We start from the raw sequence: 15,884 nt of genomic DNA on the forward strand, positions 1-15,884 counted from the left end.
ACACGTAGTTCTATTCTTAAGTTAAATTCCTATTTTGTCGTGTACAACTACCAACCAATTTCAAATGAAACATATCTATTTGCTTTGTCTTATGGCGATTTCAACCGCTATTTGCACGAGTCAAGAAACAAACTCCCTCACGACCTTTCCATCAGCTTCTAGCAGCAAAAACATTGAAAATCCATTGCTGCAGAAACAAGTATTCGCGAATCAACCATACAAGCGCAACCCTGCTGTTGGGGCTGACATTACTAAAATGGCACAAAGCAGAACTAGTAATTTGGCCCCCTCGAAAGCGCAAACCATCACTCCAATGGCGGTACAAACTTTCGGAAGCCGTACGACAAATCCCGATGGATGCGATCTTTTATCAGATCAATGGGATACGCCAACGCCAACGCCGACTGCCTATGGATTTGGGGGTGGATGGATTTCAGGAGTACCTGATCCGGCAAACCTTGTCAATCCGACCGATTTAAAAGGAGTATATGAACGCTACCCATCGTCGAATCCTGGCGTTGAGCAAATTGGCGGACTTCAAATCGGATTAGGGTCTTTGATTGATACCGATGGTGACATGACGTTTCAGATTAGTTTATATGACGATAATGGTTCTGGGGCACCCGGTGCGCTATTAGGGTCAACCGCAGGGTTTTCGCCAACTACCTTAGGGGTGCCAGGAGGAGGGTCTTTTGGCGTTTATAATCTTACATTTACCACACCGCTTATCCCTACAACGGCCCAATACCATGCCGCAGTTGAAATATTTGCAGGTGATGCAGACGATCAATTGGTGGTAATAACTTCTTGCTTAGGTCCACCAGGATGTACCGTAGCAGAAGGAGAAGCAGATGCCTCAAACCATATTTTCACTTCAGGTTTTGGATTTGAAAATTTACTAAACGTGTACGGTGCAGATTTCGATGTGTATATCATTCCATTTTTAGCCGATGTGGAAAATCCGGTCATTAGTTGTCCAGCAGATATTACGGGAGACGCTTCTTTAAATCCCATTTCCTACACAGTACCCACAGCCACCGATGACTGTACGGTTTCCGTTTCACAAACTGCCGGATTGCCATCTGGCAGCAATTTTCCGTTAGGCACCACTACAAACACCTTTGTAGCAACCGATAGCTCTGGCAATACCGATACATGCAGTTTTACGGTAAACCTTTCATTTGACTGTGCCAGTATTTCGGGTACTATCGTTTATGTAGACCAAAATGCAACAGGAGCTAATGATGGTTCTTCTTGGGCGAATGCGCTTACCGACATACAGGATGCTATCATCGCTATTAATGACTGCCCTGCACTAGACACCATTTATATTGCAGAAGGCACCTACCTCCCAACTGCAACAACAGATAGAACTATTAGCTTTGAAATCCCTGGAAATACAGATGTGTACGGTGGTTTTTCACCAAGCAATGGGGCTATCGATTTGGCGACGCGAGATTTTAATACCTACCCTACCATTTTGAGTGGAGATATAGGCGTTCCAGCAACTTCTGCAGATAATTCATATCACGTGGTTTCTATGGTAAGCGCTGGAACCACAATCTTGTTAGATGGACTTCGTGTGGTTGATGGAAATGCAAACGGCGGTGGTACCAATGACCTTGGTGGTGGTATCTATGCAACCAATGCCCAACAACAAATCACCATTATTAATTGTACTATTACAAATAATGCTGCTTCTGAAAGTGGAGGTGGGTTGTATGTTTCAGGCGCTGTTAATGTTGCTATTATTAATTCTGTATTGAATTTTAACACCTCTGATAATCTAGGAGGTGGGTTTACAATTGTAAATTCAAATATCAGAACAGAAAATGTACTTATTCATGATAATACAGCCGTTACAGGTGGGGGCCTGAATTTTCAAACAAACACATCGGTATTTGACCTGTACCTTATTGGGACTACTTTTACCCAAAACAATGCAAGCACCAATGGCTCTGCACTATACATTAATAATACCGGGGATGTAAACTATAACCTCATCAACGATATATTTTGGAATAATGGTTCAGAATCAATAGGTCTTTTAAATTTAGCGATGATTACTGAATTCGGAAGTAATAGTTTGTTCGAAAGTGGTGGTTTCGTTGGGACTTGTTGTCTGTTTGATGTGGATCCATTATTTACAAACCCTGCGGCATTCGATTTTACCCTGCAACCTGGCTCACCTGTCATCGATATTGGCACCAATGGCGATGTTATGCAAGCAACCGATCTTAACGGAAATACGAGAATCTTAGATGGCGACGGTAACGGAACAGCCACTGTAGATTTCGGAGCTTTTGAAGGGCCAGCTATACCAGATACTACCCCACCTGTGATCACCTGCCCTGCAGACATTAACGGAGATTGTGCTATCAATCCTATAACATATCCTTTTCCAACGGCAACAGACAATATTGGCGTAACACCAGCAACACCCGCTGGCTTTCAGTTTTTAGGTTCAAAGAATGGGAAATCGTATTATTTATCAGACGGCTCTCTTGATGGGCCCAATTCTTTTGCAGATGCTATTGCACAAGGTGGAAATGTAGCTGCCATTGTTGATGAAGAAACTAAACTACTCATCAACCAATCTGTTGAGGCTATAGCCCCCGGTATAACTTATTATATAGGTTTAAATGACGTGACTACAGAAGGCACGTTTGAATGGCAAAGCGGCGTTCCCTTTGTGTATGAAAATTGGTTAGTTGGAGAACCCAATGGAGGGGCTACTGAAAATTATGTATGGATGCGCCCAGACGGATTCTGGATAGATATTAGCGCTGGATTTGGTGCAAGATATATACTAGAACTTACAGGAGGAATTGAACAAACTGCTGGACTACCCTCTGGGTTTAATTTTCCGGTAGGCACAACTACCAACACCTTTGTCGCTACTGACACCTCAGGAAATACAGACACCTGTAGTTTTACGGTTACAATTACCGATAGTGCGCCACCAACAATAGTTTGCCCCGCAGATATTACCACGGTAAATGACCCTAGTCTTTGTGGCGCCTATGTAGATTATCCTTTCCCTATTCCTAATGAAGATTGCAATCAAACCAATCCGAAGCGATTGGCGCAAATGGATGAAATTATAAATTTCGCTTTAGATTGTCTCAGTACTCCTTCAAGTCACGCTAGGGTATATAACTTAGTCGCTGAAGGGGTTACTAACGACTATTTTATTAATAATATCGCAGTTGGTATTTTTAGTGCTGATCCTACTGAAAATTTAACCGTCAATATATATTTAGGAGATCAACTTCCAAATGGTATTACGTCCTATCCAGCACCTCTTGATAATGTAATTCCTCCTTATGCTACAAACACAGTCGCTTTACCTGCTGCATCTGGTATTTTAGATGTTCCATTCAACGTATTTATACCTGCAACTGCTACTATTATTATTGAAGTACAAACCCCCGCATCGACCGATTTTATTATGGGCTATCATTCTGATAATGTTTCAGAAACTGCCGTTGGTTATATCTCCTGTGGAGGAGTGTTTGGACCATCAACTGTGTATCCACCCATCATCGCCATTGATGGCTCCGAATATTTAAACCAAACCACCATACAAACCGCTGGATTGAGCCCAAATAGTTTATTTCCTATAGGAACCACTACCAATACGTTTGTAGTCACCGATGCAAATGGCAATACAGATACTTGCTCATTTAACATCACCGTAGATGACACAGAAGATCCTGTAATAAGTTGTCCCGTAGACATTACTGTAGACAATGATTTGGGTGCTTGCGGCGCCACTGTTGATTATACGGTTTTGGCTTCAGAAAACTGTGCAGTAATTGAATTACCCGGATTTGATTTTATTGGTTTCAGCAATAAAAAAATATACTATTTATCGCAAAACAACTTTCTTCCCCTTGATGCTTTTGCAGATGCTATCGCAAATGGCGGATTTGTAGCTTCCATAGAATCGGCAGAAATGAATGCCTTTTTTGAAGCAAATATCCAAGGAAAAAATTTGGAACCATATCCACTATTCGGATTTAACGATGTAGTTACCGAAGGTACTTTTGAATGGCACAATGGTGAACCTGTGACTTATACCAATTGGACAGCCGGTCAACCTAATAATAGCGGCGGTAATCAAGATTACATGTACACTTTAGCCGGTGGCGAGTGGGACGATTGGGACGACACATCTTTTGCGTTTAAATATGTATTAGAAATAGAAAACTCGACCCTTCTTACACAAACGTCAGGTTTAGCTGCTGGTTCTGAATTCCCCGTTGGTACAACAACAAATACCTTTACCTATACCGATCCCTCTGGAAATATAGGTACGTGCAGCTTTGATGTAACGGTAAATGATATTGAAGCACCTGTAGCTGTTTGCCAAAATATCACCATTCAACTGGACGCTACCGGAAATGCAACTATAGTTGCTACCGATGTAGACGGAGGCAGTACAGATAATTGTGCAGTAACCGATTTTCAGATAAGCCAGGATACTTTTAGCTGTGCAGATTTAGGAACACCTGTAAATATTACCCTAACGGTTTTTGACGACGCTTTAAATTCAGATTCGTGTACAGCAGTTGTTACCGTTGAAGATGTTACGGCTCCCTCAATTACTTGCCCTGCAGATCAAACCGAAGATTTTGATGCCAATTGTGAGTTTACACTTCCAGACTATACTGGATTAGCGACAACGGCAGATACTTGTGACACTACTCCCTCTGTAACGCAATCACCATCGCCAGGGACAGTAATTACTACAGACACCATAATCACGCTTACCGCAACAGATGCGTCTTCCAATTCAGATTCGTGTACGTTTAACGTGATTCTTGTTGATGTAATACCTCCAACTATTACCTGCCCAGGAGACCAAACCGAAGACTTTGACATCAACTGCGAGTTTACGCTTCCTGATTATACTGGGTTAGCGACCGTTTCAGATGGTTGTGATCCAAATCCAATAGTAACGCAAAGTCCAATTGCTGGAACCATCATCACAGCTACAACGCAAATAACGCTTTTTGCTGAAGATGCCTCTGGAAATATAAATAGTTGTGTGTTTGACGTAATTCCTGTGGATGTTACAGCTCCAACAATTACATGCCCAGCAGATCAAACCGAAGACCTTAACGCCAACTGTGAGTTTACACTCCCAGACTATACAGGGTTAGCTACCGTAACAGATGCTTGTGACGCTGCTCCCACTGTGATGCAATCACCTGCACCAGGAACTGTAATCACTTCAGACACGGTGATTACCTTAACGACCTCTGATGCATCTGGTAATTCAGATTCGTGTATGTTTAACGTGGTTCTTATAGATACAACGCCACCTACAGCAGTATGTCAAGCTTTTACGGCACAATTAGACGCAACAGGCATAGCTATGATTACTGCAGTAGATATAGATGGCGGTAGCACAGACAATTGTAGTGTTGCATCTATGAGTGTATCACCCAACACTTTTACCTGTGCAAATGTTGGAATACAAACAGTTACATTAACAGTAACAGATACCGCTGGAAATATGAGTACTTGTAATGCAACTGTTACCGTAGAAGATACTATTCCTCCAACCGCAGTATGTCAGGATATTTCGGTTTCGCTTGGCACTGAAAATAGTGTTACTATTTTACCAAGTGACGTAGATGGCGGAAGTTCAGATAACTGTAGTATTGCCTCAATTTCAGTTTCGCAAACAACTTTCACTTGTGACGACATCGGAAGCAATACCGTTACTGTTACCTATACAGACGTTAACGGAAATTCAAGTTCGTGTACAGCAATTGTTACAATTTCCGAAGATACTGCACCTATGGCAATATGCCAAGATTTTACAGCGCAACTAGACGCCACAGGAACCGCCACCGTATTACCAACAGATGTTGATGGAGGCAGTACAGACAACTGCGAAATAGCCTCTATTACGTTAAGTCAAGATACTTTTGATTGTAATGACATTGGTGAAAATTCTATTGTTGTAACCGTTACGGACACCTCCGGAAATAGTGCAACTTGTACGTCTATAATTACGGTGGAAGACAACGTGGTGCCAGATGCGATATGCCAAGATATTACGATACAACTAGATGCAGCGGGAATGGCAACGATTGTAGCACAAGACGTAAATGGTGGTAGTTTCGATGCTTGTGGTATTCATGATATCTCAATAGATATTGACACTTTTGACTGCAGCAATGTAGGACCTAATGATGTTACACTTACGGTAACAGATGTAAATGGTAATGTAAGCAGTTGTATTGCTATTGTCACCGTTGTAGAAGAAAATGCTACTCCAGTGGCGGTTTGCCAAAATATTACTGTTCCTTTATCTGCAGACGGAACAGCAACCATTACTCCAGAAGCTATTAATGCTGGTTCTACGGGCGCAGGTTGTTTCAACGGATTGACTTTAGACATCGATACCTTTGATTGTAGCGATGTAGGAACACCAATTACTGTAACCCTTACCGTGACCAACGGAAATGGCACCACAGACAGCTGTACTGCCATAGTAAATGTTGTTGATACCTTAGACCCGGTTATAACATGCCCTGACGACATGACGGTGACTAGCTCTGGCCCGTATGTACTGCCAGATTTTGTTGCATTAGGAGATGTTACGGTGAATGATAATTGTGACGACTTGGCAACAATAGAACAAGATCCAGTTGCGGGCACCTTATTAGAACAAGGTGAATACTTAATTACGTTTACTGCTGCCGATCCTTCAGGAAATATGGTGAGTTGTTTCTTTAGACTAACGGTAGATGATATTCTGGGAATTTCAGAAGAAAATGATATAAGCTCACTTTCACTATATCCAATTCCAGCTACCGATTTTATCAATCTTTCTAATCCGAATAACATACCATTGAAAAAAATTCAGTTGTATGATGTAACAGGAAGACTTATAAAGAGCTTTAAGGCAGATAACAGTGATAACCGCCGTATGGATGTTTCAGAGTTGGCAAGCGCTACCTATCTAATGGTCATTATTGGAGAAAGCGAACAACTAACAAAGCAGTTTATAAAGGAGTAAGTACAGCGGTACCAACCAAGTGATAAAAACCCTTTCTCTTATAAGAAGGGGTTTTATTTTTTAGCCTTACTTTTACCATATGAAAAACCCAAATTTCATAGTTGCCCTTACAATATCAGTTTTCCTTTGTGGCAAGCATCCAACAACTTAAAGACACCTTATCATGTTACCATGGCACCAATATGTATTCGGACTACTTTTTATAGTGGCTGGTGCATTTCATTTTCAAAAACCAAAACTATACGTGCGTATCATGCCACCCTACTTACCTGCACACACATCGTTGGTATTAATAAGTGGTTTGGCTGAAATGGCATTTGGCTTTCTTCTTCTCAATGCTGAAACACAAAGCATTGCTGCTTGGGCAATTATAGGCATGCTACTGCTCTTTTTAACCGTTCATGTATATATGCTTCAAGAAAAAAAAGCTGCGCTTAAACTGCCTAAGTGGGTGCTTATATTGCGTATTCCGCTTCAGTTTGTGTTAATTTATTGGGCGTATCTATACACCTAGCACAGATTTTATAGCATCATGAAAATTGAATTCATTGATCTGCCGAACGCAGAAATAGTCTACTACAAAGATTTTCTTTCAGTAAAAGAAGCCTCCGATTATTTTTCAGTGTTTAAGGATACGGTTTTATGGAGGCAGGATGATATTAAACTTTTTGGCAAGACGTATGCCCAACCTAGACTTACTGCCTTGTATGGTGATGAAGGACAGCGTTATAGCTATAGTTCATTAACCATGGAGGCAATGCCGTTTACTTCGGAAATTTCAGCTTTAAAACGAAATGTTGAACGCATTACAAAAACTTCTTTTAATAGTGTTTTATTAAATTTCTACAGAGATGGAAAAGACAGCAATGGCTGGCATAGTGATGATGAAAAAGAATTGGGTAAAAACCCGATAATAGCTTCCGTTAGCCTGGGGGCGAAAAGAATGTTTCAGTTAAAAAACAAAGGGGATGGCACATTGCGTCGCAGTATTGCACTCGAGCACGGAAGCTTATTAGTCATGAAAGGTAAAACGCAGCACTTTTGGAAACATCAAATTCCAAAGACAAAGAAAATTGTAGCGCCGCGTATTAACCTTACCTTTCGGGTCATACACTAAGTGTAGGTGTTTGCTGATTCTTATCTACCTTGAAACATAAAAAGACTAAAAGCCCAATAATAACTCCATGGTAAATTAACCTTGAGTATAGTTGATCTGCAATAATAAAGCAAATCATTACCAGCGATATACAAAAGGCAATACGTATAGATTTTTTAATATTTACATTGCTTATAATAAGTAACCCTGTAAAAAATTCAATAAAAGGAAATAATGACGCTCCAACAGTCAATCCTGTTTCTGTAGGAAGCATATCATAAAAGTGCGTTAGAACAAACTCTATGTAAGTATCTAAAAAAATAATTCGGAGTAGTCCATGAAGCAAAATTATGACCCCCGTAACCACTCTAATGGTGTATGTAATATTTCTGAATCTATTCATCCTGAAAACACATTAGCTATACTATTAAACTATATTTGAGTAATGGGGGAAAGCAAAAGTACTTCAAAAAAACATTGCAAAACGTAAAATCGATGCTCGCAAACTACTGACTATAAGTGTTTTCGATAAAGCATATTCAGGAATCGACCAAATACATAAAATATTAAACATGGAATTTACCGAAAGAGAATTAGACAGAATTATAGAAATGGCATGGGAAGATAGAACACCTTTTGAAGCCATCACCTATCAATTTCATATTTCAGAACAAGAAGTAATTGAACTCATGAGACGTGAAATGAAACCGTCTAGCTTTAGAATGTGGAGAGAACGTGTACAAGGCAGATCTACCAAGCATGCAAAATTAAGAGCTTCAGAAATGAATACGTTTAAAAGCAATAGGCAACGACAAATTTCAAACAACAAAATTTCAAAGCGGACAAATAAGTGACGCTATCCGAAGATATCATTTAACACACCAGCTAATCTAATCCCACCTTTTTGCAACTGGTCTCTAACAGTTGTGAAGTTGTTATACATATACCGATAGCTTAATTTTTCACCAGCCTCAGTATTCTTATAAATTGTTTCGCACAACGCGCGACTTTCATACATCCAGTCTTTAACAGAGCTGTTTTGAATAGCTTCAACTTGAAGAGGAGATAAACGTTTAGCACTAGCCGTTAATTCTGTATAAGACATGTTGTAGTGTTCAATCATGTCTGTGTCCCATACCGCATGTAAATTTGTTCCTTCGTTAAACCATCTCACTTGAAAATCGTTTCCACCCTTATCATCTGCAATACCAACATGAAGCGGTTGGTGTATGTCACCTATAAAATGTACTAACATTTTTAAATAAAACACTTTGTCAGATTGGGAAGAAGTATCATCTTTTAAAATAGCAACACAACGATTAATTGCCATATAAATATCTCCCTTATCATTCTTCGTACTGGCCTCATAAGTACCCCCAAACTCAAAATTTACATAGTGCCAAGGTGCAAACTCTTGGTATCTATCATCACTTCTAATTTCGTCTGCATAGGTAGAGACAAATGCCAACGACTGTCCGTTTAACAATTTATCAATCGCCCTTTTTGCTTTTTTAGACAAGTGTTTCTCGGCAATTTCTCCAGTTACCCTGTGACCAGTAACTCCCCAATCTACTTCTGTTGCGGTTACCTGTATGCCTATAAATAAAAGAAATGTAATCTGTATAAGGGCCTTCATACTAATGTTATTTCTACAAAGATAGCATTACTTCGGAAAAGCATCTCAAAAATTAATTTGGAAATTTCATAAAAAATAAGTTATATTTGTTTAATATCATTTTAATATCACTTTAAATTAATTCCTATGAGCAACGAAAAAGTTTCTAATCCGTCCAGTGGTTATCTAATGCTATTTGTCTTTTTACTTCTATTTTTTGGAGGTATTGCTGCTATTTTTATCACTAAGTCTCCTTGGTTTATAGCACTCATCATCTTCGCTCTCTTGCTTCTTCCTGGATTTGTTTTGGTAAACCCAAATGGTTCTAGGGTTTTATTACTTTTTGGAAAGTATATTGGAACCATCAGAAAAAATGGATTGTACTGGGTAAATCCTTTTTATATAAAACAAAAAATATCGTTACGCGCCAGAAACTTCGACAGTGAGCGGTTAAAAGTGAATGATAAATTAGGAAATCCTATAATTATTAGCACCATTCTTGTTTGGCGAGTTAGAGATACCCATAAAGCGGCGTTCGATGTAGATAATTACGAAAACTTCGTACGTATACAGACAGATGCGGCAGTAAGGGAACTAGCCAGTAAATATCCTTATGATAATTTCGCAGACGAAGGCACAGACGAAGACATTACCCTTCGTTCTAGCATGGCTGAAGTTAATGAAGCGCTTGAAAAAGAATTAGAAGAAAGACTTGATATAGCTGGTATTGAAGTCTTAGAATCTAGAATTGGATACCTTGCTTACGCCAACGAAATTGCCAGCGCTATGTTAAGACGACAGCAAGCAACTGCCATAGTAGCTGCAAGACATAAGATTGTTGAAGGTGCCGTTAGCATGGTAGAAATGGCTTTAGAAGAATTAAGCCGAAAAGAAATTATAACCTTAGACGAAGAACGTAAAGCTGCAATGGTTAGCAACTTAATGGTTATTTTATGTAGTGACAAAGATGCATCTCCTGTTGTTAATACCGGAACCTTAAACACTTAAACATTAAATTCACACAAGATAACATGCGTCTATTTCACGAATCTCAAAAGTTTAATCAGGTTTGGCTTGTCATTTTAATGATGAGCACTGTAGCGATTACAATTGGCGCCTTGGCTATGTCGTATCCAAAAGTTGCTCCTAGTGAGATGACAGACTTTCTTGCTGTTAGCATTCCTACGGTGGTATTGGTTCTAACAATAACCGTATTGATATTCACTACTCGATTAGAAACAAAGATAGACAGCGTAGGTGTTCATTATGGTTTTTGGCCTTTCCAGAGAAAACTAAGAACTGCGTCTTGGCACGAAATTCAAAGTTGTCGCGTTAGGAAGTATAGCCCATTAAGAGAATTTGGTGGCTGGGGCTATAAGTTTTCTTTAAGTGGGCATGGCAAAGTGTATAATACCAAAGGTAATATGGGCATACAAATTGTGTTCAACAGTGGCAAGAAAACCTTAGTAGGCACACAAAAACCTGAAGAAGCCAGACAAATCTTAGAACGATTCACAAAAAACAAAAACGTATGAAACGCAACATCGTATTCCTCTTACTACTTGTATGTACTGTAGTTACAGCACAAGAGACTACTACCCTTATTAAAAAAGACATAAGTGTAAGTGCTTTTATAGACGGCACCATACTAACTCCTGAGACTACAGACAAATCGGCTTTAGTGATTATTATAGCTGGTTCTGGGCCAACAGACCGAAACGGCAACCAGCAAATGATTCATAATAATTCGCTAAAATACCTTGCAGAAGCATTGTATAAAGAAGGTATCGCTTCATTTAGATACGACAAGCGAATTATTAAGCAAATGAAAGATCGTACGATAAATGAAGAAAGTATTCGTTTCGATGATTTTATTAAGGATGCCAATGATGTTGTTGCCTATTTTAAAAGATCGAATGCCTTCTCCAAGATATACGTCATTGGGCATAGCCAAGGGTCTACTGTAGGCATGATTGCTTCTCAAAATGACGTTGATGGTTTTATATCTATTGCCGGACCTGGTCGCAGCATAGACGATGTTATTGTAGATCAGCTTTCGAAACAAGCGCCTGGGTTAAAAGACAATGCTCGAACTGCTTTCGATGATCTTCGAGTGAACGGTGTTGCTCTTAACTATAGTGATGGGCTAGGGTCTATATTTAGACCAAGTCTTCAACCCTTTATTCGCAGTTGGATGCAGTTTAACCCTTCCGAAGAAATAAAAAAATTAGACATCCCGGTACTAATTCTAGCTGGAGATAAAGATTTACAGGTGCTACCTTCAGAGGGCGAAATTCTTAAAGCTGCCAAACCTGAAGCTACTTATACAGTAATAGCGACAATGAATCATATTTTGAAAGAACTAAAAGCAGACGATGACGATTTGGTAAATCAAAAATCTTACAACGAACCCAAAAGACCAATTTCTCCAAAGCTTATGGAGGCTATTGTAGCATTTATAAAAAAATAAACGAAGTACAAGACACATTATGTCGAAGAAGAAAGCATTTGCGCTACGTGTAAACGAAGATACCATGAAGGCCATTGAAAAATGGGCGGCAGATGAATTTCGTAGTACCAATGGTCAAATAGAATGGATGCTTCATGAAATGCTTAAAAAGGGTAAACGATTGCCAAAAAAATAAAATTTATAATTCTGAAATAGAAAACGTATTTTGCAGTCAAACTACAATACCATGCAAGATACTATTACTGAAACCATAAAAGACACAACGCCCCTTTTTACCAGCGACACCATTGTTTTTGGATTGTTAATGATTGCCTTAGGGTTGATTTTCTACACCTCGCACAAAAAACAAGGGTTCTGGTTTAAGTTTTATAAAATAGTTCCTGCACTTTTCATGGCCTATCTCATCCCAGCCATCCTAACATCGGCCGGGCTTATAGCACCAGAATGGACCACTGTTCAAGACAATGGAGAGGTTGTAGAAGGAAGTACAAGCCTATACTATATGGCAAGTCGTTATTTATTACCAGCAGCTTTGGTATTAATGACCTTGAGTATGAATCTTAAAGCAGTTTTCAATCTAGGCCCCAAAGCCCTTATTATGTTTTTTACGGGTACCATAGGTATCATTCTAGGAGGGCCTGTTGCAGTATTACTTATTGGGCTTGTTTCGCCAGAAACGGTTGGAGGCGTTGGCGCAGATGCAGTGTGGCGTGGTCTGTCTACCTTGGCAGGAAGCTGGATTGGCGGAGGTGCTAACCAAGCAGCTATGCTGGAAGTATATCAGTTTAACCCTAGCCAATACGGGCAAATGGTTTTTGTAGACATTGTAGTTGCCAACGTGTGGATGGCGATACTTTTAATAGGTATAGGAAAAGCGGCTCGCATAGACAAGTGGTTAAAGGCAGATACTTCTGCCATTGAAAGTCTAAAAGAAAAAGTCGCCACATATTCGAAAAAAGTAGAGCGTAATCCTACCCTCACAGATTATATGATTTTAGCTGGAATTGCTTTTGGTACTGTAAGTTTTGCGCACTTTGGTGCGGGATACTTGAGCCAAGCTTTTGAAGGTTTTGTACAAGGTCTAGACCCAGGAATTGCGCGTAATTCACTTACTTTTTTAAGCTCAAGCTTTTTCTGGATGGTTTCTATTACTACCATTATCGGGATCATACTCTCGTATACAAAAGCGCGAAATTATGAAGGTGCTGGAGCCAGTAAAATTGGTAGTATATTTATCTACATACTTGTAGCAAGTATCGGAATGAAGATTGATATAATGGAAATTTTTGACAACCCCGGACTACTTACTGTAGGCTTTGTTTGGATGGCCATTCATGCTGGATTACTCATTCTTGTTGCAAAATTAATTCGCGCACCTTATTTCTTCTTAGCAGTTGGAAGTCAAGCGAATGTTGGAGGAGCGGCCTCTGCCCCTATTGTAGCGTCAGCATTTCACCCATCATTAGCTACTGTTGGTGTATTGCTGGCAGTTTTTGGTTACGCAATTGGTACATTAGGCGCAGTTCTTTGTACGGTAATGATGCGTTTAGTTGCAGGCGGATAATTTATCTAAATTTTATTCTGAAACTTAACTAGTCTGCTTAATTTTGCATCTTTGCCAACTTGTTCTATAATTCCTAGTTCTATTAAAAGCTAGGTTATAATCATAACTACTTATATGAAATTCAACTTCCTCACTATATGCATCGCACTATTAGCATTGACTAGCTGTGCTCCTAAAAACGAAATGAAACTTACCGGAACTGTAGATGGTCTTAAAAAAGGAACCTTAATTCTTCAGAAAATTGAAGATTCTGTTCTCGTTTCGATGGATTCTGTTGCAATGACAGGCGATGAAAATTTTGAATTCTCAGTAGCTGTTCCTAGTCCGCAGTTGTTATTTCTATATCTACGTTTAAAAAATGGAGATTTGCTAGACGAGCGAATTCCCTTTTTTGCTGAAGAAGGAGAACTTACTATCACAACAACCTTAGAGGAATTTGGTGCAGAATACAACGTTACAGGTTCTCAAAATCACGAAAAATTTGAGGAATATAAAGATTTAATGCAGCGTTTTGCCAATAAAAACTTAGACATTGTTTCCTTAAAACTAAAAGCATTGGCCGAAAAAAATGATTCGGTATTTAATGTATTACAAAAACAGGAAGAAAGTGTTTTGCGTAGTAGGTATTTAGCATCTGTAAATTATGCCTTGTCGCAAAAAGATTATGAAATTTCACCTTACATTATGGTAAACGAAATTCAGGGAATTACTCAAAAATACTTAGATACAGTCTACAGCACTTTACCTCAAAACATAAAAAACTCCAAATACGGAATGGATTTGGAGTCTCTTATAAAACAGCAGGCTGCAAACTAATGTTACAGGCTGTTTATTTCATCTATTAGTTTTCTACCGCGTGTTTCTAACTCGGCATTTACAGCCTTAAAGTGTGCCTTTTTATTTTCAGCACTTCGGTCGTTTACTTTTACAATAAGGTCGTCAAAAGTTTCAATCGCCTCATCAATAATTGCTTGAGATTTCTTTGTATCCTTTTCAGGATTTGTAAGCTCCCAAATGTAAACAGCTTCAATTATGTCGCCTAATACGTAGTTAATATCTCTTTTTAAATCGCGTACACTCGCCATGATTTTTAGTTTAAAATTATGGGCGCAAGGTACAAATATCTACGGAATGTACACCTCTAAAAGTGTAGCGTTTTCAGTTTCAAAAACATAGTGCTTACAGCATGCCGGAATGAGTACCGTTTCTCCTTTTTTAATCGCTACATGCTCACCTTCAAATAAAACAGAAGCTTCTCCAGCTACACACATGTATACTTTAAAGCTATTTTCTTTAAAATTGCTAACAACAAAGTCTTCTGTGAGTTGTAATTTATGTGTCACAAAATAAGGACAAGCCTTAAGCAGTACTCTCGTGTTTTCGCAATCGCTGTATTCAATTTTCGAGGGCTGGTTTTTAAAATCGATTGCCTCTAAAGCTTCTTCTGTATGTAATTGTCTTAATTGACCATCTGTATCGGGTCTGTCCCAATCGTAGATTCTATAGGTAATATCTGAAGTTTGTTGAATTTCAGCAAGCAACACACCTGCCCCAATAGCATGGACGGTACCGGGTGCTATAAAAAAAGATTCTCCTTTAGATACTTTTTTAGATTGTAGTAGAGATGTAATCTGTCCTGCCGCTAAAGTTTCGGCATATTGCTTTTTGGTAACTTCTTTATTAAAACCTAATATAAGTCTAGCATCACCGCTTGCCTTTAAAACATACCACATTTCAGTTTTTCCGAATGAATTATGCCGCTTCTTAGCCAATATATCATTAGGATGTAGTTGTACGGAAAGATCTTGTTGAGCATCAATAAATTTAAAGAGCAATGGAAATTCATTTCCATACGTTGCGTATACAGAAGTTCCTACCAGCGCTTCTTTGTAGTCTGCGATAATCTCAGTTAGTTGTTTTCCTTTTAATGTACCTGTAGCTACCTTAGAGATTGTACCTTCTACGCCAGAAATCTCCCAACTTTCTCCAAGTACACCCTGACCTTCTTTATTAAGACAAGAAACCAACTGCGATCCACCCCAAACTTTTTCTTTAAGCTCGGGTGTAAATTTTAGTGGGTATAGCGGAAATCTTGTCATT

General features: G+C 39.1%; 14 protein-coding genes. 10 read left to right on the forward strand and 4 right to left on the reverse strand.

Translation table 11 applies throughout. From position 1 onward, the window contains the following. The first annotated feature begins 64 nt into the window (after positions 1-64). From G5B37_RS05415 to G5B37_RS05425, 3 genes are all read left to right on the forward strand, one after another. Positions 65-7,039: an HYR domain-containing protein gene (locus tag G5B37_RS05415; protein ID WP_164679049.1), complete on the forward strand. Its 6,975-nt coding sequence runs from the start codon at positions 65-67 to the stop codon at positions 7,037-7,039. Positions 7,040-7,202: 163 nt separating this feature from the next. Further along, complete coding sequence (locus G5B37_RS05420; protein ID WP_318527367.1) at positions 7,203-7,553, forward strand: DoxX family protein; 351 nt, start codon at positions 7,203-7,205, stop codon at positions 7,551-7,553. An 18-nt stretch (positions 7,554-7,571) separates the two neighbouring features. Next, positions 7,572-8,156 carry an alpha-ketoglutarate-dependent dioxygenase AlkB family protein gene (locus G5B37_RS05425; RefSeq protein WP_164679050.1) on the forward strand — a complete coding sequence of 195 codons (585 nt, stop codon included), beginning with the start codon at positions 7,572-7,574 and terminating at the stop codon, positions 8,154-8,156. Here G5B37_RS05425 and G5B37_RS05430 read toward each other — a convergent pair. Beyond that, on the reverse strand, positions 8,146-8,409 hold the full coding sequence (locus tag G5B37_RS05430) for a hypothetical protein (RefSeq protein ID WP_164679051.1): 264 nt from the start codon (positions 8,407-8,409) through the stop codon (positions 8,146-8,148). The two genes, G5B37_RS05425 and G5B37_RS05430, sit on opposite strands and share 11 nt — an antisense overlap. Before the next feature lie 298 nt (positions 8,410-8,707). Here G5B37_RS05430 and G5B37_RS05435 point away from each other — a divergent pair, with 298 nt between their 5' ends. Continuing rightward, positions 8,708-8,989, forward strand: a complete 282-nt coding sequence (locus tag G5B37_RS05435; RefSeq protein ID WP_164679052.1) for a TIGR03643 family protein — start codon at positions 8,708-8,710, stop codon at positions 8,987-8,989. Between the two features lie 2 nt (positions 8,990-8,991). On the opposite strand, the gene G5B37_RS05440 is transcribed toward G5B37_RS05435, so the two are convergent. Further along, positions 8,992-9,771 (reverse strand): S1/P1 nuclease, encoded by a 780-nt coding sequence (locus G5B37_RS05440; protein ID WP_164679053.1) that lies wholly within the window; start codon positions 9,769-9,771, stop codon positions 8,992-8,994. Between the two features lie 126 nt (positions 9,772-9,897). Between G5B37_RS05440 and G5B37_RS05445 the strand changes: the two genes are divergently transcribed. From G5B37_RS05445 to G5B37_RS05470, 6 genes are all read left to right on the forward strand, one after another. Further along, entirely contained in the window at positions 9,898-10,758 is an 861-nt protein-coding gene (locus tag G5B37_RS05445; RefSeq protein ID WP_164679054.1) for an SPFH domain-containing protein, read from the forward strand. A 23-nt stretch (positions 10,759-10,781) separates the two neighbouring features. Continuing rightward, positions 10,782-11,285, forward strand: coding sequence for a hypothetical protein (locus tag G5B37_RS05450; RefSeq protein WP_164679055.1), 504 nt, complete (start codon positions 10,782-10,784; stop codon positions 11,283-11,285). After that, entirely contained in the window at positions 11,282-12,220 is a 939-nt protein-coding gene (locus G5B37_RS05455; protein ID WP_164679056.1) for an alpha/beta hydrolase, read from the forward strand. Before G5B37_RS05450 ends, G5B37_RS05455 begins: the two co-directional genes overlap by 4 nt. 19 nt (positions 12,221-12,239) lie before the next feature. Next, on the forward strand, positions 12,240-12,395 hold the full coding sequence (locus G5B37_RS05460; protein ID WP_164679057.1) for an Arc family DNA binding domain-containing protein: 156 nt from the start codon (positions 12,240-12,242) through the stop codon (positions 12,393-12,395). A 51-nt stretch (positions 12,396-12,446) separates the two neighbouring features. Then, entirely contained in the window at positions 12,447-13,784 is a 1,338-nt protein-coding gene (locus tag G5B37_RS05465) for a DUF819 family protein (protein WP_164679058.1), read from the forward strand. Positions 13,785-13,898: 114 nt separating this feature from the next. Next, positions 13,899-14,600 carry a DUF4369 domain-containing protein gene (locus tag G5B37_RS05470; RefSeq protein WP_164679059.1) on the forward strand — a complete coding sequence of 234 codons (702 nt, stop codon included), beginning with the start codon at positions 13,899-13,901 and terminating at the stop codon, positions 14,598-14,600. A gap of 2 nt (positions 14,601-14,602) precedes the next feature. Here the strand turns inward: G5B37_RS05470 and G5B37_RS05475 are convergent, their stop codons facing one another. Next, positions 14,603-14,869 (reverse strand): hypothetical protein, encoded by a 267-nt coding sequence (locus tag G5B37_RS05475; protein ID WP_164679060.1) that lies wholly within the window; start codon positions 14,867-14,869, stop codon positions 14,603-14,605. Between the two features lie 39 nt (positions 14,870-14,908). Next, complete coding sequence (locus G5B37_RS05480) at positions 14,909-15,883, reverse strand: type I phosphomannose isomerase catalytic subunit (protein WP_164679061.1); 975 nt, start codon at positions 15,881-15,883, stop codon at positions 14,909-14,911. Between the last annotated feature and the right edge of the window lies 1 nt (position 15,884).

Source organism: Rasiella rasia, assembly GCF_011044175.1.
Taxonomy (GTDB): domain Bacteria; phylum Bacteroidota; class Bacteroidia; order Flavobacteriales; family Flavobacteriaceae; genus Marinirhabdus; species Marinirhabdus rasia.